General features: G+C 66.2%; 17 protein-coding genes and 2 pseudogenes. 7 read left to right on the top strand and 12 right to left on the bottom strand.

The window, feature by feature from the left end; translation table 11 throughout:
- Positions 1-10 precede the first annotated feature (10 nt).
- From ACYQR9_RS01600 to ACYQR9_RS01575, 6 genes are all read right to left on the bottom strand, one after another.
- Positions 11-763 (bottom strand): amino acid ABC transporter ATP-binding protein, encoded by a 753-nt coding sequence (locus tag ACYQR9_RS01600; RefSeq protein ID WP_461228470.1) that lies wholly within the window; start codon positions 761-763, stop codon positions 11-13.
- Between the two features lie 42 nt (positions 764-805).
- Positions 806-1,657: an amino acid ABC transporter permease gene (locus tag ACYQR9_RS01595; RefSeq protein WP_461228469.1), complete on the bottom strand. Its 852-nt coding sequence runs from the start codon at positions 1,655-1,657 to the stop codon at positions 806-808.
- Positions 1,654-2,400, bottom strand: coding sequence for an amino acid ABC transporter permease (locus tag ACYQR9_RS01590; RefSeq protein WP_461228468.1), 747 nt, complete (start codon positions 2,398-2,400; stop codon positions 1,654-1,656). Before ACYQR9_RS01590 ends, ACYQR9_RS01595 begins: the two co-directional genes overlap by 4 nt.
- A gap of 40 nt (positions 2,401-2,440) precedes the next feature.
- Complete coding sequence (locus tag ACYQR9_RS01585; protein WP_461228467.1) at positions 2,441-3,271, bottom strand: transporter substrate-binding domain-containing protein; 831 nt, start codon at positions 3,269-3,271, stop codon at positions 2,441-2,443.
- Positions 3,272-3,402: 131 nt separating this feature from the next.
- Positions 3,403-4,572 (bottom strand): N-methyl-L-tryptophan oxidase, encoded by a 1,170-nt coding sequence (gene solA / locus ACYQR9_RS01580; RefSeq protein ID WP_461228466.1) that lies wholly within the window; start codon positions 4,570-4,572, stop codon positions 3,403-3,405.
- A gap of 78 nt (positions 4,573-4,650) precedes the next feature.
- Positions 4,651-5,259, bottom strand: coding sequence for a helix-turn-helix domain-containing protein (locus ACYQR9_RS01575; RefSeq protein ID WP_461228465.1), 609 nt, complete (start codon positions 5,257-5,259; stop codon positions 4,651-4,653).
- A 265-nt stretch (positions 5,260-5,524) separates the two neighbouring features.
- Here ACYQR9_RS01575 and ACYQR9_RS01570 point away from each other — a divergent pair, with 265 nt between their 5' ends.
- The 5 genes from ACYQR9_RS01570 to ACYQR9_RS01550 all read left to right on the top strand — a co-directional run bounded on the left by ACYQR9_RS01570 (position 5,525) and on the right by ACYQR9_RS01550 (position 10,120).
- Entirely contained in the window at positions 5,525-6,832 is a 1,308-nt protein-coding gene (locus tag ACYQR9_RS01570; RefSeq protein WP_461229707.1) for an MFS transporter, read from the top strand.
- Positions 6,833-6,955: 123 nt separating this feature from the next.
- Complete coding sequence (locus tag ACYQR9_RS01565) at positions 6,956-7,354, top strand: Rid family detoxifying hydrolase (RefSeq protein ID WP_461228464.1); 399 nt, start codon at positions 6,956-6,958, stop codon at positions 7,352-7,354.
- Positions 7,351-7,920: an MOSC domain-containing protein gene (locus ACYQR9_RS01560; protein ID WP_461228463.1), complete on the top strand. Its 570-nt coding sequence runs from the start codon at positions 7,351-7,353 to the stop codon at positions 7,918-7,920. Before ACYQR9_RS01565 ends, ACYQR9_RS01560 begins: the two co-directional genes overlap by 4 nt.
- A 156-nt stretch (positions 7,921-8,076) precedes the next feature.
- The gene (locus tag ACYQR9_RS01555) at positions 8,077-8,871 is read left to right on the top strand and encodes a PDR/VanB family oxidoreductase (RefSeq protein WP_461228462.1); all 795 of its coding nucleotides are present in this window, start codon (positions 8,077-8,079) and stop codon (positions 8,869-8,871) included.
- A 49-nt stretch (positions 8,872-8,920) separates the two neighbouring features.
- Positions 8,921-10,120 (top strand): hydantoinase/carbamoylase family amidase, encoded by a 1,200-nt coding sequence (locus ACYQR9_RS01550; RefSeq protein WP_461228461.1) that lies wholly within the window; start codon positions 8,921-8,923, stop codon positions 10,118-10,120.
- Positions 10,121-10,742: 622 nt separating this feature from the next.
- Here the strand turns inward: ACYQR9_RS01550 and ACYQR9_RS01545 are convergent.
- Positions 10,743-10,941, bottom strand: a pseudogene (locus ACYQR9_RS01545) (TetR/AcrR family transcriptional regulator); the annotation flags it as partial.
- On the opposite strand from ACYQR9_RS01545, the pseudogene ACYQR9_RS01540 reads away from it, so the two are divergent.
- Positions 10,935-11,099, top strand: a pseudogene (locus ACYQR9_RS01540) (integrase); the annotation flags it as partial. The pseudogenes ACYQR9_RS01545 and ACYQR9_RS01540 overlap by 7 nt on opposite strands.
- Before the next feature lie 204 nt (positions 11,100-11,303).
- Entirely contained in the window at positions 11,304-12,779 is a 1,476-nt protein-coding gene (locus ACYQR9_RS01535) for a protein adenylyltransferase SelO (protein WP_461228460.1), read from the top strand.
- Between the two features lie 302 nt (positions 12,780-13,081).
- Here the strand turns inward: ACYQR9_RS01535 and ACYQR9_RS01530 are convergent, their stop codons facing one another.
- The 5 genes from ACYQR9_RS01530 to ACYQR9_RS01510 all read right to left on the bottom strand — a co-directional run bounded on the left by ACYQR9_RS01530 (position 13,082) and on the right by ACYQR9_RS01510 (position 19,421).
- Positions 13,082-14,713, bottom strand: coding sequence for a dipeptide ABC transporter ATP-binding protein (locus tag ACYQR9_RS01530; RefSeq protein ID WP_461228459.1), 1,632 nt, complete (start codon positions 14,711-14,713; stop codon positions 13,082-13,084).
- Positions 14,710-15,588 carry an ABC transporter permease gene (locus ACYQR9_RS01525; protein WP_461222244.1) on the bottom strand — a complete coding sequence of 293 codons (879 nt, stop codon included), beginning with the start codon at positions 15,586-15,588 and terminating at the stop codon, positions 14,710-14,712. Before ACYQR9_RS01525 ends, ACYQR9_RS01530 begins: the two co-directional genes overlap by 4 nt.
- Positions 15,589-15,605: 17 nt before the next feature.
- The gene (locus ACYQR9_RS01520; protein WP_461228458.1) at positions 15,606-16,547 is read right to left on the bottom strand and encodes an ABC transporter permease; all 942 of its coding nucleotides are present in this window, start codon (positions 16,545-16,547) and stop codon (positions 15,606-15,608) included.
- 70 nt (positions 16,548-16,617) lie between these two features.
- Positions 16,618-18,207, bottom strand: coding sequence for an ABC transporter substrate-binding protein (locus ACYQR9_RS01515; RefSeq protein WP_461228457.1), 1,590 nt, complete (start codon positions 18,205-18,207; stop codon positions 16,618-16,620).
- Positions 18,208-18,269: 62 nt separating this feature from the next.
- Positions 18,270-19,421, bottom strand: coding sequence for a M20/M25/M40 family metallo-hydrolase (locus ACYQR9_RS01510; protein ID WP_461228456.1), 1,152 nt, complete (start codon positions 19,419-19,421; stop codon positions 18,270-18,272).
- Position 19,422 lies beyond the last annotated feature (1 nt).

Raw genomic sequence — 19,422 nt, 5'->3', positions numbered from 1 at the left:
GAATCGGTTCCTACAGAACCTGGGACAGAAACTGTCGCGTGCGCGGATCGACGGCGGACGAGAACAAAGTCTCGGGCGGCCCGTGCTCGACGATGACACCGCGATCGGTGAAGTAGACGTGGCCGGCGACCTCGCGCGCGAAGTTCATCTCGTGGGTGACGAGAAGGCAGGTCATGCCCTCCTCTGCCAATTCGCGAATGGTGACGAGAACCTCCTTGACCGTCTCGGGGTCGAGTGCAGCTGTGACCTCGTCGAACAGCATCACGTCCGGCCGCATCGCGAGCGAGCGGGCGATGGCCACGCGTTGCTGCTGCCCGCCGGACATCTCGCCGGGATAAGCCGCTTCCTTGCCGGCGAGACGCACCTTGGCAAGGAGAGCGCGTGCCCGGACCTCGACCTCGCGTCTGTCCTGGCCCAGCACGTGGATCGGCGCCATCATGACGTTCTCCAACGCCGTCTTGTGCGGGAACAGGTTGTACTGCTGGAACACCATGCCGACTTTGCGTCGCAAGGCCAGCTTGTCGAGCTTCGGGTCGACCACTTCGATCCCGTCGACCCGGATGGTGCCGGACGTGACCGGAACGAGGGCGTTGATGCAGCGGATCAGCGTCGACTTGCCCGATCCCGACGGGCCGATGATGCAGACGACCTCGCCCCGGCGCACGTCGAAGCTGATCCCCTTGAGGACCTCCACCTCACCGAAGGACTTGTGCACGTCGATCAGCTGCACGATCGGTGGGCCGGAGGACGAGACACCCACCATCAGAAAAGCACCATCAGAAACGTACCATCGGACACCCGGGCCTCACGCTGTTTCGAAGCGCCGCTCCAGGCGCGCGGTCAGCCGGTCGATCGGGTAGCAGTATAGGAAGAAGCACAGCAGGGCGAAGCCGTAGAGGGGGGCGAACAGCTCGGGCCGCCCGCCTTCGGCGGCGTGAACCTGCGCCGTCAATGTCAGCATCTCGGTGACACCGACGATGGAGGCCTGCACCGTTGCCATGGCGATCAGAGCGTAGACGTTCATCCACGGTGGCAGCATCCGCTTGAGGCATTGGGGCAGGATGATGCGGAACAGTGTCTGGCGCCGGGTGAAGGCCAGGGATTCGGCCGCCTCCCACTGGGTGGCCGGCACTGAGCTCACAGCGCCGCGTACGATCTCGGCGACGTTGGCCATAACCGGCAGCGCGAACCCCACCGTCGCCTTGACCCAGTCGGGCAGCGGCACGCGCAGGCCGAACACCGTGACCTGAAACGGCACGAGAAACATCACAAAGAACAGCAGCACCAGCCAGGGCACGTTGCGGAAGAACTGTGTCACGCCCCAGGCGATGCGGCGCAGGACCGGCCCCTCGCTCACTAGGGCGAGCCCCAGCCCAAGACCCGCCCCCGTGCCGAGGAGCATCGCCACAAGCGAGATCGCGACGTTGAAGGCAAAGCCCGTCAGCAGGAGCGGCGCCCAGCGCAGGACGACCTGGAGCGGCGACAGCACGGCGTCCGGCCCTTGCGCGAAGGCTGGTACCACGAGGACGAGGCCGGTGAGCCACGCCCCGAGAAGCCACCCTAGAGCCGGGCGGAGGGTGAACAGGGTCCGCGTACGCGACACCCGGAACGGCAGCAGGACCGGCAGGTCGCTTGCAGGCGGCTCAGGCGCCCTCACCGGCTGTAGCCCGGGATCCGCAAGGCCTGCTCCCAGCGATGCATGATCCAGACGAGGACGCCGACCAGGACCGCGTAAGTGACGAGCAGCACGATCATCATCTCGAGCACGTTCTGCGATTCCGACCAGATCTGCTTTACTGCATAGAGCGTCTCGGGCACCGCGATGGCGTAGGCCAGGGTGGTGGTCTTGAGCAGGTTGATGAGGTTGTTGTTGAGGGCCGGCAGGCAGACGCGGAGCGCGAGCGGCAGCACGATGTAGAGGTAGGCCTTCAGGCGGGTATAGCCGAGGGCCTCGGCCGCCTCGATGGTGGTGCGCGGCACCGCTTCGATTCCGGAGCGGAAGATTTCGACGTTGAAGGCGCCGGCGAACAGGGACAGCGAGACGATGGCCCATTGCACGTTGTCGAGGATCGGCACGCGCAACCCGTCTGCGGTCTGGGTGGCCGGCAGCAGGGTGCCCAGCCCAAAGTAGAAGAAGAAGATCTGCACCAGGGGCGGCGTGTTGCGGAACACCACGACGAAGCCGTTGAGGAATCCGCGCATGAGCCGCGACGGGCCTCCTTGGAGAAGTGCCCCGACTGCGCCGATGACGAGGCTCGCCAGGATCGTCGTCACCGCCAGCAGCAGCGTCGTCTTCAGGCCGTTGACGTAGCGGTCCCAATCATAGGGGTCGTAGAAGACCGTGAAGTTGAAGCCCGTCGTGTCGTAAAGGGTCCGGAACCAGTTTGGGACGGCGTCCATCGTGTTCCTCAAGACGGCGGGTCATTCGGCCCGGCGCGGCTCAGTTGGTGGCGTTCTTGTACTTCTCGTGCATCGCCTTCGAGTATTCCGTCGGCTCGATGCCCCACTTCTTCTCTGATTCGACGATGAAGCCGGACTTCATCCAGTCCTTGGTCGTAACTTCCATCATGGTTTGGAGGGAGCCGTTGCCGGGCGCCACCGCCATCATCCAGGGGGCGTCGAGGATACCCTTCAGCGGCAGGGCGTAATCCGCCTTCCAGTCGGCGTCGAGGAGCTTCCCCTGCAGCATGCTCTGATCGTAGACGTAGCCGAGGCAGTTGCCCTGCTTGAGGGCGAAGAGCGGCTTCTCCGAGCCGTCGAAGGCGACGATTTCGACACCGTAGGTGCGGGCCACGTCCTTGTTGTACCAGGCGCCGGAGGTGGCGCAGAGGGGCTTGCCCTTCAGCTGCGCCCAGTCGGTGATATTGGCCTTCTTGGGCAGCATCACGTTGACGAAGTCGGAATAATATTGCGGGTCGATAGCCTGGACCACGCGGCGGCGCTCCGGCTTGTCCGAAATCGTGGCGATGAGGAGGTCGACCTTGCCCTGCTGCAGGAACTCGATCCGGTTGGAGGAGACCACCGGCACCAGTTCGAGCTTCACGCCGAGGCGCTTGGCGACGTCGGCGGCGAGATCCGGTTCCATCCCGATGATCGCTCCGCTCGGATCGCGAAAGCCGAAGGGACGGTAATCCGCCTTCACGCCGACGATGAGCGTCCCGCGCTGTTTGATCGCCTCAATCCCATCCGCAGCCGAGGCCAAGGAGGCAGGGAGCAATGCGGTGGCGGCGAGCAGGCCGCAACCGAGGTACGCCCTAGTCAGCTTACGCATCGCACCACATCCCTGCTTGGTTCATGCCGATCGACCGGAAATCAAAACCGAGACCCGACGATCCCTCTTCGAGCAGATTGCCTTGTCCGGTCCGAACGGGTCAAGCAATCGGCAGGCCATCACTGGGGGGCTCAGCCGAACCGTCCGAGCGAATACGGTGCGAGATCGATCCGCCCGCTGGTCTGCACCATCTCGTTCGCCACGGCCTCGCCGATCCCGGCAGAGTGCTTGAAGCCGTGCCCCGAACAGGCCGAGACGACGAGAACCCGGTTCATCTGTGGATGGCGGTCGATGATGAAGCCGCGGTCGGGGGTCACGGTGTAGAGGCAGGCGGCGGCCTTGGTCGCTCGCCCCGTAACGCCGGCGAGCCGGCCCGCCACGTGGTGCCGGTACATGGCGGTGGATTCCTCGGGGCTTACGGCGCGGTCAAAGGCCTCGGCCCGCGTGGCGGTCTCGTATTGTTCGGTGGCGACCTTGACCTGGACCTCCCCCGGCAGGGGCGGGAAGCCGTAGAGGTAGTCCGTGTCGCCGGAACCGTGCATCCAGATGAAGACCGGCGACTCGGAGCCGTAGGCCGAGGCGTCGTCGAGGGCGTACCAGTGCAGGAGTTGGCGGCTGACCGTGAGCAGCTCCGTGAACGGCGCGCCGAGAAGAGGCGCGGTCCAGGCCCCGGCCGAGACCACCACCTGATCGGCCAGGACGACGCCGTTTTCGGTCTCGATGCGGACCCCGCCCGGCTCTTGGATAATCGACAGCACCGTCGTCCCGGTGCGGATGTCGGCGCCGAGCTCGCCGGCCCGTTGCAGCTGCGCAGCGATGCAGCGCTCGGGGCGCACGTAGCCGCCACCAGGCTCGTAATAGGCCCTCTCGTCGCCGCCGAGATTCAGGAATTGCGGGAAGCGGCGCGCGACCTCGCCTCCGTCGAGGACCTCGTGCCGGATCGCGAAGACCCGTGCGGCATCGATCGAACGCCCGACGAAATCCGGCTTGCCGTGATGGGAGGTGTCACCGCTGCCCGGCCCCATCACCAAGGCGCCGCATGCCGTCAGTAGCGTCTCGCCGGTCTCCGCCTCCAGGGTTCGCCAGATCCGGTGCGAAGCCAGGACGAAGGGGACGTAGTCGCGGCCCTCCCCGACGGCCTGCCGGGTGATGCGGCTCTCTCCGTGGCTCGACCCCAGAATGTGCGGCGGGGCAAAGCGATCGAGGCCAACCGCTTTCGCGCCCCGCAGCCCCAGTTGATAGAGGGCCGCGCTTCCCATGGCGCCAAGGCCGACGACGGCGATGTCAAAACGGTCTTCCATCGCAGGATGCGCTCCGGTTCGTTCTCAAGCCCATTCTCTGCAACGGATGCGAAACCCCGAGCTTCCGACGGAAGATCGCTACCGAGCGCGGGAGGGATCGATCACCAGGATATACTCGCACGGGTCCGTGCCGAGATTCGTGAACGCGTGCCCGGCATCGGCTTCGAAGTACAGGCTGTCCCCCGTCTCCGCGACGACGGTCCGGTCGCCGATCACGGCGCGCAGGCGGCCGCGCAGGATGTAGATGTATTCCGAGACGCCAGGGCGATGGGCCGTGAATTCGCCCGTGCTGCCACCGGGCGGCAAGGTGTTCAGCACCAGATCGATGCCTCGGCCCGGTAGGACCGGCGACAGGCAGCGACGCAGGAAGCCCGATTCTTCGTCCCGAAGGATGGGTTGGCGACGCGCCGGGATCAGCAGGACTTCGAGTTCGGTCGCCGGGGCCATCAAGCGCGAGAAGGTCACGCCGAGCGCCTCCGCCAGGCGGGAGAGTACAGCGGTCGAGGGCACCGCCTCGGCGCGCTCGATCTTCGAGATCATCGAGCGGCTCACGCCGGAGCGCGTCGCCAGCGCCTCTAGGGACAGGTGGAGTTCCCTGCGGCGGCGACGGATCTCCTCGGACACGTAGGCCTGGGAACTCGTTTCGACCGCTGTTTGCGCCGGGGCAACCATCTCCCTCACCGACATGCCGTCATCCACTCCCATCCTCCCGGTAGACCGGCAAGTAGGGCCGTGCGGGTCAGCTTCGCCCCTGAATAGGGGATCGTCCTGACGTTTGCACGCGCCCCATCCCGCGACGTCCCGGCTTTCGCCGCACGGCCGGGCGCCGTCGTGCGCGCCCGGGTGCGCCAAACGATCGCTGCCGCATCTGGCACGGCGATTGCCTCCACATCAGTGGAATTTTCTCCAGTTCGGTGGAGGGTCGAAGGCCATGGCGAGTACGGCGATTGTGATGGAGACCGAAGGCGGTCTCGACCGGCATGAGGTCTCGCTCGCGGACCGACGACAGATTGTCTGGTCGAGCGTGATCGGCACGACAGTCGAATGGTACGACTTCCTGATCTACGGCACCGCCAGTGCCCTGGTGTTCAACAAGCTCTTCTTTCCGAGCATCGACCCCGTCGTCGGGACGATAGCCGCCTTCGGTTCCTACGCTGTCGGATTCCTGGCACGCCCCCTAGGCGGCATCGTCTTCGGCCATTTCGGCGACAAGATCGGTCGAAAGGCCATGCTCTCCCTGACGATCATGATCATGGGCCTCGGCACCTTCCTGATCGGCTGCCTGCCGACCTATGCGCAGATCGGCGTCTGGGCACCGATCCTGCTCGTCACCCTGCGACTGGTCCAGGGCATCGGTATCGGTGGGGAGTGGGGCGGCGCGGTCCTGATGGTGGTCGAGAGCGTACCGGCCCATCGGCGGGGCTTCTTCGGAAGCATCGTCCAGCTCGGCTATCCTTTGGGCGTCATTCTCTCCATCGGAGCCTTCGCTTTGGCCGGGCTGATGCCCGAGGCCGAGTTTCTGGCTTGGGGCTGGCGCCTTCCATTCCTAGCGAGCGCCTTCCTCGTCGGTGTCGGGCTCTTCATCCGGCTTCGCCTGCACGAAACACCCTCCTTTCAGCGCGTGAAGCAGCGCGCTGCCGTGGCCAAGATCCCGGTCGTCGAGATCCTCACGGAGCATCCCCGCACTTTCCTGAAGGCTGTCGGCCTGAAGGTGTCGGAGATCGCCTATGTCAGTATCGTCACGGTGTTCTCGATCTCCTACGTGACGGGGCAGCTCGGTTTGCCGCGAAGCGTCATCCTCAACGGCATCCTGATTGCAGCAATCATCGAGCTCTTCACGATTCCCGTCTTCGGATGGCTGTCGGACCGCTATGGCCGACGCACCCTATTCGTCGTCGCCTGCCTGTTCTCCATCGTTTTTGCCTTCCCGCTGTTCCAGCTTCTCGACACCCGCGATCCGACCGTCATCACGCTGACCGTCGCGGTGGCCCTGAGCTTCGGCCAGGGCATCATGTTCGGGACGGGCGCGGCCTGGATGTCGGAGCTGTTCGATGCGCGCCTGCGCTACAGCGGCGCCTCGCTCGGATTCCAGGTCGGAGCAGCCCTGAGCGGAGGCTTCACGCCGCTCATCGCCGCCGCACTGTTGACCTGGAGCAGCGGCGCGACATGGCCGATCTCGGTCTACCTAATCGTGCTGGCCTGCGTGACGCTGGTCGCTGCGTTCCTGTCGCCCGAAACCGCTCGCCGGCAGATCGACTGAGCCGCTGGACCGCCCGAACTCGGTGCATGATTAGGAACTTCGATACCGCCGATCCTTCACAGTGGATATTTTTCTAGTATCGTAGATTGATCCCAACAGCCCCGTTCACCCCGAGGAACACGAATGAACCGAACCATCATCAAGACGGACAAGGCCGCACCGGCCGCCGGACCCTATGCGCAGGCAACCCGTGTCGGCGATCTCGTCTTCGCCTCGGGGCAACTCCCGATCGACCCGGAGACCGGCGCATTTCCCGACGGGATCGCTGCGCAGACCATGGCCTCGCTCGCCAATCTCGCGGCGGTCCTCGAGGCGGGTGGTGCGAGCCTGGCGACGGTCGCCAAGACGACCGTGTTCCTCAAGGACATGAACGACTTCGCCGCCATGAATGCCGTCTATGCGGAGCATTTCCCCGGTGATGCCCCGGCGCGCTCGACGATCGAGGTCGCCCGGTTGCCCCGCGACGCCATGGTCGAAATCGAAGCCATCGCCCTCGCGACACAGTCGGAGACCACGCGATGACGGACGCATCAGCACCCCGCATGGTCGAGGCGTTCGCACATCCGGCCGGTTCGATAGCGGTCGGCGTTCAGGGAGGCGCGGTGGGCTGGCGGGGCAGCCTGCTCAACATCCATACGGCCTCGGCGGCGAGCTACGAGATGGAGGAACGCACCGAGGCCAGGTGTGTCGCCGGGCGCGGCATCGAGGGCGACCGCTACTTTCTCGGTTTGGGCACTTATTCGCCCAAGCCCGACACCCGCGAGGTGACCCTGATCGAGCAGGAGGCGCTGGATGCGATCAACCGCAACGACCCGCCGCTCCAAAGCGGTCCTCTGCACATCGCGCCGATCGACCACCGCCGCAATCTCACGGTTCGGGGCGTCCCACTGAACCACCTCGTGGGGCGTCGATTTCGGGTGGGCGAGGTGATCCTGCGCGGTGGACGGCTCAACTTTCCTTGCAAGTACCTAGAGGAACTCCTGGGCCAGTCGGTCTACCTGCCTCTCTACAACCGCTCGGGCCTCAATTGCGGAATCGAGCGCGGCGGAATCATCCGGGTCGGCGATACGATCGAGATGGTGGACTAGGTCGTGAGCGCACGTCTGGTCATGAGGCTGCAGGTCTCGGCGGCTATGGCGACAACGTCCGAAGTACTGCATCTAACCCTGGTCCATCCGCGGCGGCCGGAGCTCCCATCTTGGACAGCCGGCGCCCACGTGGATCTCCGACTGCCGGATGGACGCGTGCGCCAGTACTCGCTTTGCGGCGACCCTGCAGATCGTACGCGATACGAGATCGCAATCAAGCGCGAGGAGGCGGGACGCGGGGGTTCGACTTGGGTGCACGGCAACCTCACCGTCGGCGCGGTCGTCGATGTCTCAGCGCCCCGCAACAACTTCCCCCTCGCACCCGCCGCACGTCGGCACATCCTTGTGGCGGGCGGCATCGGCGTGACGCCGCTCCTCGCTATGGCACGCACGCTTGCGGCGGAAGGAGCGGACTTCGTGCTCCATTTCTGTGCGTCGTCGGCCACCCACGCGCCTCTCCTCGCGGACGTCCGCGCGATCTGCGGTGACCGACTTCAGGGTTGGTTCGCCGCTGAAGGTCGACGCTTCGATCCGATGCGTCTCGGCGACGTCAAGGTGGACACGCATGTCTATGCCTGTGGCCCGCAGCGTCTCACCGACTCCGTCCAAGCTGCCCTCGACTCGCAGGGCTGGCCACCGGAGCAGGTCCATGTCGAGCATTTCGCCCCACTGTCGGACGAAACCTTCAAACCCGAGCCGTTCGAAGTTCGCATCGCATCCACAGGCGCCCAGCTCCACGTAGCTGCGAACCGTTCGCTCCTCGACGTCCTGCGGGAGCACGGCTTCTCCCAACCCTCCTCATGCGAACTCGGAGTCTGCGGCGCCTGCGAGTGCGGCTATCACGATGGCACAGTGATCCATCGCGATGCCGTGCTCTCGGTCGGGAAACGCCGGGACCGGATGACGCCATGCGTCTCGCGCGCTCAGGGCAGCGTGACCCTCGAACTCTGAAAGAGGGCGGGGGGTGACTACCGAACGCGATCAACCGCCTGGACCCAGCATGACCGAAATCGAGACCGACACCTTCCTCCACGACCTGTACGCCTTGCGCGAGATCGGGCGGTTCCGCACCGGCGTCCACCGGCCGACCTTTTCGCCTGAAGATATGCAGGCGCGTCGCTGGCTGATGGGCCGGATCGAGGCTTGCGGTCTCGAGGCGTCGATCGACGGCATCGGCAACGTGCTTGGGCGGCATCGTGGCCCGGGGCCCCACCTCCTGGTCGGCAGCCACATTGAGACCCAGAACGAGGCCGGCTGGCTCGACGGGGCGCTCGGCGTCGTCGCCGGACTGGCGCTGGCCCGGGCCGCGCTTCCCGTCGACGTCGTCGCCTTCGCAGATGAGGAGGGACACTTTTCCGGCGGCTTCCTGGGTAGCCGCTCGGCGATCGGTGACCTGACCGAGGCCGAGATCGACGCCGCCCGCAACCGCACCGACGGCACCCCCCTGCGCGTGGCGCTCGAATCGGCCGGACTGGCCGGAAAACCTCGGATGCAGTTGGATCCCGCGCGCTACCAGGGCTTTCTGGAACTGCATATCGAGCAGGGCACGCAACTCGAGTCCGCAGGTCTGCATCTCGGTGTCGTCAGCGGCATCGTGGCGATCTGGCAGTTTCAGATCGTCTTCGAAGGCAAGCAGGACCATGCCGGAGGCACCACCATGGCCGAGCGCAGGGATGCGGGACTCTCCGCGGTACGCCTGCTCGCGGCCATCGATCGGGAATTTCCGAAGGTCTGCGGCCCGCGTAGCACCTGGACGACAGGGCGGATCACGCTCGATCCCGGCGGCTACAGCATCATTCCGGGCCGCGCAGAGGTGGCCTTCCAGTTCCGCGACGTGTCGGTCCCAGTGCTGGAGCGAATGGAAGCTTGCCTCGAAGCACTGGTGCAAGAGTCGAACCGGCGTGAGCGCTGCACTGCCACGCTCATACCCTTGTCGAAGGCGATCCCCGCCCGGTGTGATCCGAACCTGATGCGGGCCCTCTCGGAGGCTGCCGAGCAGGTCTGCCCCGGCCGTTGGCAGGTGATGCCCTCAGGCGCCGGCCACGACGCCCAGAACATCGCCCGTATCCTGCCGGCCGCCATGCTGTTCGTCCCGTCGGTCGGCGGCATCAGCCATCACTGGACAGAGGATACCAGCGATACAGATCTCGCCTTTGGCGTGCGCGCGCTCGGAGTGGCGGCGCGGGTGTTGTCCAGATAGTTCGGGCACATGTTTCCGGAGCCCCTATCAACGCTTCAGCCGCGAATCCGTCGCGATTTGCAATGAACACGACCTAGGATGTCGGCGATGGGACCGACCCACACCAACGGAATGCCGCGGTAAGATTCCGCATTCGAGCGTCGGCCGAATCCCTCGCCACGTCATGTTTAGGTCGAGATCCGCCCGTCCACTCCACGACCGAACAGGGTGGTTTTCCGCCTGTCCGGTCTCGGAGAGCAAAACACAAGAAACAGACGGTGGCTCGGGCCACAAGGGGGGCGCAACGCTCCAATCGCAGCCACTCGACGGGGGCAGGTGAGTGCTCTCAGCGATGACGCATGCCCTTGCCAAGGAGCCAGACCCGAGGAGAGTCGCGGCCAACGCGACAGACCCGGGGCTGGAGGCGATCGAACTGTTCCTCAGCGGCGGACCAAGGAGCAGATTGTACAAGGGACGAGAATGATCCCGCTCGGTCGCCCGAGCGAACCCGGCGACATCGCCGCCGCTATCGCGTTTTTGGTCGGACCGGACGGCGGTTGGGTGAACGGCCCGATTCTACGGGCCAACGGCGGTTTGGTCTGAGCGCGACGGCGCCTGCCTGCAGCCCTGATTGTCCGAGCGTTCAGTCCCTACCGCTCCTGGCGAAGGGCCCGAGCGAGACGCGCGCCACCTCTCGCAGGGCCTCGCGATTAGCCTCGGACGACGCGATGACGCCCATGGCGGAGGCCACCGTCGACAGCAAATCGCGCCAGCGCCAGAGTATCCGCGACCTCTGGCAGATCGCCGTCGGCCTTTGCCTGGACGAAGCGCACGAGGAGTTCCCTTGCTACGCCGAACAGAGGCATCGTTGATCGACAAGGGAACTGGCAACCTGCGCGCGGTGCAGATTCTGCTCGGGCATTCGAAGATCGAAAGTACGGTACGCTACCTTGATATGGACGTCGAAGACGCGTTCGCTCTAGTAGAAGGAACCGAAATCAGAGAGCGAGCCACCTCGACGGCAATGCGGAGAGAGCCTCCGAAGCCGCGTGGCCGGATAAAGCCCATGACTGTCGCTCGACCATGCTGGCATTGGCCGTGAAGTAGAGGAGGCGACGCGGACACGCGCCTTCTCGCGCATACTGACCCACCGGGTTTCCGGAAGGCGCTTGTCCGCCGGCGCGATCGCTCATAGCTCTCGACTATGACCAAGATCCCTTTCGACAACAGCTACGTCCGCTTACCGGACCGCTTCTTCGTCCGCCACGCCCCGACACCTGTCGCAGCCCCGCGCCTGATCCGTTTGAACCGCGCGCTGGCGGCGAACCTCGGCATGGACCCGGATTGGCTCGCCGGACCCGCTGGGGTGGGGATGCTCGCGGGGAACAGCGTCCCTGAAGGCGCCGAGCCGATCGCGACGGCTTACGCCGGGCACCAGTTCGGCAACTTCGTGCCGCAGCTCGGTGACGGGCGCGCCGTTCTGCTCGGCGAGGTCGTCGACCGTGACGGGCAGCGCCGTGACATCCAGCTCAAGGGCGCGGGCCCGACCCCGTTCTCCCGCCGTGGCGACGGCCGGGCGGCGCTTGGGCCGGTGCTGCGCGAGTATCTCGTGAGCGAGGCCATGGCCGCGCTCGGCATCCCCACCACACGGGCGCTGGCGGCGGTTGCCACCGGCGAGTTGGTCATGCGTGAGACCCGGCTGCCCGGGGCGGTGCTCGCTCGCGTGGCGGCTAGCCACATCAGAGTTGGCACCTTCCAATACTTCGCCGCCCGGGGCGACGCGGAGGCGGTGCGGGCGCTCGCCGATCATGCTCTCGTCCGGCACTATCCCGAGGCATCCTCCGCGGAACATCCCTACCGAGCGCTGCTCGACGGCGTCGTGGCCCGCCAAGCCGAGCTCGTGGCGGGCTGGCTGCTGGTCGGCTTCGTCCACGGGGTGATGAACACCGACAACATGTCGGTGGCCGGCGAGACGATCGACTACGGTCCCTGCGCCTTCCTCGACGCCTACGATCCGCGCACGAGCTTCAGCTCGATCGACGCGCACGGGCGCTACGCCTACGGCCAGCAGCCCGGGATCGCCCTTTGGAACCTCACCCGTCTGGCCGAGGCCCTCTTGCCGCTGCTGGCCGAGGACGAGGCGGCGGCGGTCGAAGCGGCCGAGGCGGTGCTTGCCGGGTTCGGCCCGCGCTTCGAGAAAGCGTATCACGATGGCCTGGCGCACAAGCTCGGGCTGTCCGCGGATCGGGACGGAGCCGTCGCGCTCGCGGACGACTTGCTGGCGCGGATGGCGGAGAACCGAGCGGATTTTACTCTGACCTTCCGCCGCCTGTGCGACGCGGCCGAGCGGCCGGAGGCGGACGCCGGGGTGCGCGACCTGTTCGTCGACCCGACCGAGTACGACGCCTGGGCCGTACGCTGGCGGAAGCTGTTGGATGAAGAGGGACGGACCCCCGCGGCGACGGCGTCAGCGATGCGCACCATCAACCCGGCCTTCATCCCGCGCAACCACCACGTCGAAGCGATGATCGCGGTGGCGGTCGAGCAAGGCGACTTCGGCCCGTTCGAGGAGCTATTGGCGGTGCTGTCGCGGCCCTACGACGACCAGCCCGCCCACGCCCGCTATGCCGAGGCGCCCGAGGGCGGCGGGGCGGACTACCGGACATTCTGCGGCACGTGAACGCGCGCGTCGGCGTCCGCGTCACTGGAGATCGTCATTCGACCTCATGGTTCGGAAACCGGTTTCCGTGGCATCCTTGGCGGCATCCGGTGCCCCAGCTCGTCCATGGCGATGGGCGGCGCCTCAAACGTATACGTGGAGAACGGTCAAGTCCGTTGTGTCCCTCGCCGTGTCGACGACGAGCCACTCCTCTTGCTCTCCGGCACGAACTAGGCGCCGTAGCAAACTTCCTCTTTGTACCCTGGGGAATCTTCGTCTGAGCTGTGATGGCGCAGCTGAATTCTCAGGGAGGACATGTTCGATCACTCCTGGGCAAGACGAAGCTTGGGAGCCGCTGCGAACAGTGCCTGCGTATAGGCTTGGCGCGGGTTGGCGAAAAGTGCGGCGGTCGCCCCTTCCTCGACGATCCGTCCGCCGAGCATGACCACGAGGCGGTCGCAGAGGCGTGCAGCCACGCGCAGGTCGTGCGTGATGAAAAGGATCGAGAGGTTGAGACGCTCGCGGATATCCTCCAGCAATTCCAGTACTTGGCGCTGCACCGAGACGTCCAAGGCCGATACGGCCTCATCCGCGATGAGCACATCGGGTTCCATGGCCAACGCCCGCGCAATGGCGATGCGCTGGCGCTGGCCGCCGGAGAATTCGTGCGGATAGCGGTCGAGCGCGCCGGTATCGAGATGTACGAGATCGAGGAGGCGCGTCGCGCGCGCCCAAGCTGCCTCTTTCGACAGACCGTAGTTCATCGGCCCCTCAATGATCGACTGCCCCACCGTCCGGCGTGGATTGAGCGAGCGGTAGGGATCTTGGAACACCATCTGGACGCGACGCCGATAGGGGCGAAGTTCCCGCGTCGGCAACAGGGCGATGTCGTCGCCACCGATACGGATATGACCGGCGGACGGATCGACGAAGCGGGCGACGCATCGCGCCAAAGTTGATTTGCCCGAGCCCGACTCTCCCACGATGCCGAGGGTTTCCCCCGGTTGCAGCGCGAGGCTGACACCGTCCAGGGCCGTCACCGCGCGACCGCCACCGAAAAGACCGCGTCCGCCATAGGTCTTGGTGAGGTCACGCACGGCGAGGATCGGCGCCGAAGGCTGCCTGCGTGGCCGGGGAGGCGGCGGCTCGGCCCGAGGAACCGCCGCGATGAGCATGCGGGTATAGGGGTCGCGAGGCTTGGTCAGCACATCCTCGACGCTGCCCTCCTCCACGAGACGCCCCTTCTGCATCACCACCACCCGGTCGGCGATCTGGGAGACCACACCGAAATCGTGGGTGATGAACAGGATGCCGGCGTTGCGGCGGGCCTGGAGTTCCTTCAGCAGCTTAAGGATTTGCGCCTGGGTGGTGACGTCGAGCGCAGTGGTCGGCTCGTCGGCGATGATCAGGGCCGGGTCGTTGGCGAGCGCCATGGCGATCAACACCCGCTGGCGCTGGCCACCGGACAGCTGGTGCGGGTAGGCCTTCGCGAGGCTCGGTGGATCGGGCAGGTGGACATCACCGAGAAGGTCGAGGACGCGGCGACGCCGCGCTTCGCGGCCGCCCCGGCCGGAATGCGCTTCCAGCATCTCGGCGATCTGGTCGCCGACGTTCAGCACAGGGTTCAGTGCTGTCATCGGCTCCTGGAACACCATGGCCATGCGGCTGCCGCGCAGGGCGCGCAGGCGCGCGGGGCCGACCTTCAGCACATCCTCGCCCTGCAACAGGATCTGCCCGGCGGACGGCGACAGGTTCGGCGGCAGGAGCCCCATCACCGCGCTCGCGGTGACGGATTTGCCCGAGCCGGATTCGCCGACGACGCAGACGATCTCGTTCGTACCGACGCTGAGCGACAGGCCCTCGATGGCGTTGGTCCGGTCGGCGCCCCGCGGCAGCGGAACGGTGAGGCCGGTAATGCATAGGACAGGTTCCAGGCTCGCCGAGGCTCCCGTCATCGCAAGGCTCCGAAGCGGCGCGCGGTGCGCGGGTCGAGGGCGTCGCGTAGGCCGTCGCCGATGATGTTGACGGCGAGCACCGTGGCGGCAACGCAGAGGCCGGGGAACAGGATCACCCAGGGCGCGATCTGGAAGGATTGGCGCCCCTCAGCCATGATGTTGCCCCAGCTCGGGATCTCGGTGGGAATGCCGGCGCCGAGGAAACTGAGGATCGCCTCGGTCAGAATCGCCGAAGCGCAGACATAGGTGCCCTGGACGATCAGCGGCGCGATGGTGTTGGGCAGGACGTGGCGGATCAGTAGCATCGGCAGACGGGTGCCGGCACCGATGGCGGCCTCGACATAGGGCTCCGAGCGCACCGACAGGACGACGCTGCGCACGAGGCGCGCCACCCTCGGGATCTCGGGAATGGCGATGGCGACGATCACCGTGCTGATGCCGGCTCCCGACAGAGTCACCATGGCAATGGCCAGAAGGATCGACGGGATCGCCATGATGCCGTCCATGATCCGCATCACCACCGCGTCGAGGCGGCGCAGGTAGCCCGCCACGAGCCCGATGAACAGGCCGATGAGTACGGCGGCGGCGGCCACCGAGAAGCCGATGGTGAGCGACACCTGGGCGCCGTAAACGACACGGGTCCAGACGTCGCGCCCGAATGCGTCGGTGCCGAGCCAGGCCACGCTCGAAGGTGGTTTTAGGCGCAGGCGGGGCCGCAGCAGGATCGGGTCGCCGGTCCAGAGGATGGGTGCTGCTAGGGCCGCGAGCCCGACGACCAGCAGGACGGCGAGCCCGAAAAGCACGCCCGGATGGCGCAGGGCCGGTGGCAGCGATGCGAACCGCGCGGCAAGGGGGGAGGGGATGGGGGAGGGCATTGTCCGATCCTCGCCGCTCAATAGCGTATCCTCGGATCGAACAGCAGGTAGGACAGGTCGATGGCGAGATTGACCACCACGTAGAGGGCGGAGAACAGCAGGATCACGCCCTGGATGACCGGATAGTCGCGGGCAAGCACCGAATCGACGGTGAGGCGGCCGAGGCCGGGCAGGTTGAAGACGCTTTCGGTGACGACGACGCCGCTGATGAGGAGCGCGATGCCCAACCCGATCACCGAGATCACCGGCACCGCCGCGTTGCGCAGGGCATGGCGCCACAGCACCTGCGTCTCCCCGATGCCCTTGGCGCGGGCGGTGCGGATGTAGTCCTCGCCCAGAACCTCCAGCACGCTGGAGCGCGTGGTCCTGGCGATGAGGGCAATGTAGATCACCGAGAGCGTGAGCGTCGGCAGGATCAGCCGCGACAGGAACGGCCAGACGCCTTCGGTGATGCTGACATAGCCCTGCACCGGCAGGAGCCGCAGCTGCATGGCGAAGCCGAAGATGAGGAGATAGCCGAGGACGAAGACCGGCACCGAGAAGCCGAGCACCGAGGCCGCCATCACCGCCCGGTCGACCCAGGTGCCGTGCCACCACGCCGCCAGCACCCCGAGGGGGACTGCCACGAGGACGGCGAAGACGATGGTGGTGGTGGCCAGCGCCAGCGTCGGCTCGATCCGCTCCAGAATGAGCTTTGCGACGGGCTGGTTTGATATGATCGACGCGCCGAGATCGCCGTGAAGCAGACGGCCGATCCAGGACAGGAACTGGGTCAGGATCGGCTGGTCCAGGCCGAGCCGCGCCCGGATCGCAGCGATCTGGTCGGGGCTCGCGGCATCCCCCGCGAGGATAGCGGCGGGATCACCCGGCGCCAGCCGCAGCAGTAGGAAAACGATGACCGCCACCACGCCCATGACGGGAAGCGTGGCGGCGAGGCGTCCGGCGAGAAAGCGACCCATTCAGATCTCCGGGTTCTCGGATCGAGGTGCGGTTCCCCCCACCCGCGGGGGAGGGGAGGCCGTGCGAACGTCACTTCTTCTCGATGTTCCAGAACACCGGCGCGGGGGCTTCGAGGATGCCCTTGAGCTTGGGGCCGGCTGCCAGCGGGCTGATGAACTGGCCGGTCGGGTAGTACATCCCGACCGCGTAGGCCCGCTCCTGCACCATCTTGGCAATGGCGACCTGCTTGGCCGGATCGATCTCCAAAGCGTAGGCGTCGCGCATCTTCTCGATCTCGGCATCCTCCGCCCAGCCGAAGAAGCCGCCGTTGCGGCCGCGCGCGTTGACGCCGACATTGCTCACCGGGTTCAGCATGTCGGCGTTGACCCAGGTCGTGTGAAAGATGTTCCAGCCGCCCTGGTCCACCGGATCCTGCTTGGCACGGCGTCCCACAAGGGTCTGCCAATCCATCGATTGCAGATCGACGTTCATGCCGATCTTGCGCAGCGCCTGGGCGGTCACCGGCCCCAGCGGCGCGGCGATGGCGAGGTCCGTCGGCTGCATCACGACAATGGGCTTCCCGTCATAGCCGCCCTCCTTCAGCAGTTGCTTGGCGCGGGCGAGATCAGTCTTGGGCGCACCGGCATCGGTGGCGTTGGGCGTGTTGCAGACGAACATTGCGAGACACGGCACCATGTAGTCCGGGTCGCCGATCTGGGCGTCGAGGTAATCCTGCTGGTTGACGGCTAGCAGCACGGCCTGGCGCATCTTCTCGTTGTCGAAGGGCGGGTTGACCCAGTTCATCCGGAGCATTCCAGAGACACCGAGCGTATTGTAGTTGATGATCTGCACACCCGCCCCTGCCTTCAGGATAGGCAGGAAGTCATGTGGCGGCTGCTCGATGTAATCGATCTCGCCGTTGATGAGGGCGTTCACGGCAGTCTGATAATCGGGGATGTTGAGCCACTCGACCCGGTCGACTTTCACCACCTTCGCGCCGGAGGTCCAGCTCGGCGCCTCGCTGCGCGGCACGTAATCCGGGTTCTTTTCGTAGACCACCTTCAGACCGGGCTGGAACTCGGCCTTGACGAAGCGAAACGGGCCGGAGCCGATCTCCTCCGGCACGTTCTTGTCCGCCGGTGTTTCGGCGATGCGCTTGGGCATGATGAACGGCACGTTCGAGGACGGCTTGCCCAGGGAGGTGAGAACGAGGCCGTAGGGCTGTTTCAGCTTGAGGGTGAAGGTCTTGTCGTCGACCACGTCGAGGGAGGCGGTGTAGGCCATGAGTTTCTGGCCCATGCTGTCGCGCTTGCCCCAGCGTTGCAGCGAGGCGATGCAATCGGCCGACGTCACCGGAGTGCCGTCGTGGAACTTCAGCCCGTCGCGCAAGGTGAAGGTGTAGGTCAGCGTGTCGTCGCTGACGCTGTAATCCTTCACCATCTGCGGCTGGACCTTGAAGGTCGCATCGGTGGCGAACAACGTGTCGTAGATCATGTAGCCGTGATTACGGGCGATGTAGGCGGTGGTGATGATCGGGTCGGTGATCCGCAGGCCCGAATGCATCACGGCGCGGATGGTGACGGGCTTGGCCTGCGCCATCACCTCGGTCGTGACCGCTCCGGCCGCCATCGCAGCGAGGGCCAGCGCCGCCCGGAAACCCGTCCTGAACGCCTTGTCCATGGAATTCCTCCCCAACGCCGCGATGCGGCTCTCGTGACGAAGTGCATGCAGGATGCAGGCCGTTACCGTCCGTCGAGCCTCGCCATCAGGCCGGCCAGTAGCCTGGCGCGATGCGGCAGTGAGGCGGTCAACACGTGTTCGTCGAGGGTATGGTAGCCGGCGCCGCAGGGGCCGAGACCGTCGAGGGTCGGGATGCCGAGATTGCCGGTGAAATTGCCGTCGGAGCCGCCGCCGAAGCTCTCGTACGGGAGGGCCGAGCCGAGGTCGCCGGCGATCATCCGGGCGGTCTCGTAGAGCGCCATCGTCCCGGCATCGGGCTCCCAGACCGGGCGGGTGACACCGCGCGTCACCGTAAAGGCGACGCCGTCCGCCTCTCCAGACAGGGCGAGCATCCGCTCGACGCCGCGGTCGAGATCGCCCTGGCGCTTGGCCATGCTCAGCACCTCGGCCCGGCAGGTGGTGGCGACGCAATTCACCCATTGCCCGCCCTGGACGATGCCGACGCTGAAGGTGCAATCGGCATCCGACATCGCCTCGATGGCGATGATCTGCTGCGCCATGGCCCGGATGGCCGAGCGTCCGTCACCCAGTCGCGCTCCCGCATGGCTCGGACGGCCGGTGGCGGTGAGATCGAAGCGGGCGATGGCGTAGCGGCCCGTGAGCACCGCGTTCCCCGGCTGGCCGGGCTCCGGCACCAGGACGTAGCGATGGCGCTGGGCCTCCGCCTCGATCAAGTCGCGGGTCGAAGGGCTGCCGACCTCTTCGTCGCTCGTGAGCAGGAAAGTGACCGGGAGCGGTGTCTCGACGGCGGCTTTTCGCAGCGCCTTGACGGCTTCGAGGGCAATGAAGTTGCCCCCCTTCATATCGAGGATGCCCGGGCCGTAGCAGCGATCGCCTTCCACCCGCCAGGGGAGGGCGGCCAGGGTGCCGAGGGGATGGACCGTGTCGAGATGGCCGAGGACGAGGATGCCCGGCTCGTCCCGGCGCGGATGCGGTAACCGGGCGCGGACGCAATCGCCGAAATCCATGCGTCCGGGGATCGACTCCACCGACGCACCGGCCATGGCGAGGTCGCGCGCGGCAAGGCTCATCATCCGGTTCACCGCCGCCCTGTCATGGGTCGGGCTCTCGCACTCGATCCAGGGGCGAAGGCCGGCGAGCAGGTCGCCGAGTTCGAACGGAAGGTCGGTCAGAGCGAGATCCTCAAGAGCCATC

Source organism: Methylobacterium sp. CM6241 (assembly GCF_054817845.1).
Note: the sequence above shows the minus strand (reverse complement) of the source record. Positions and strands in the feature narration are given on the sequence as shown.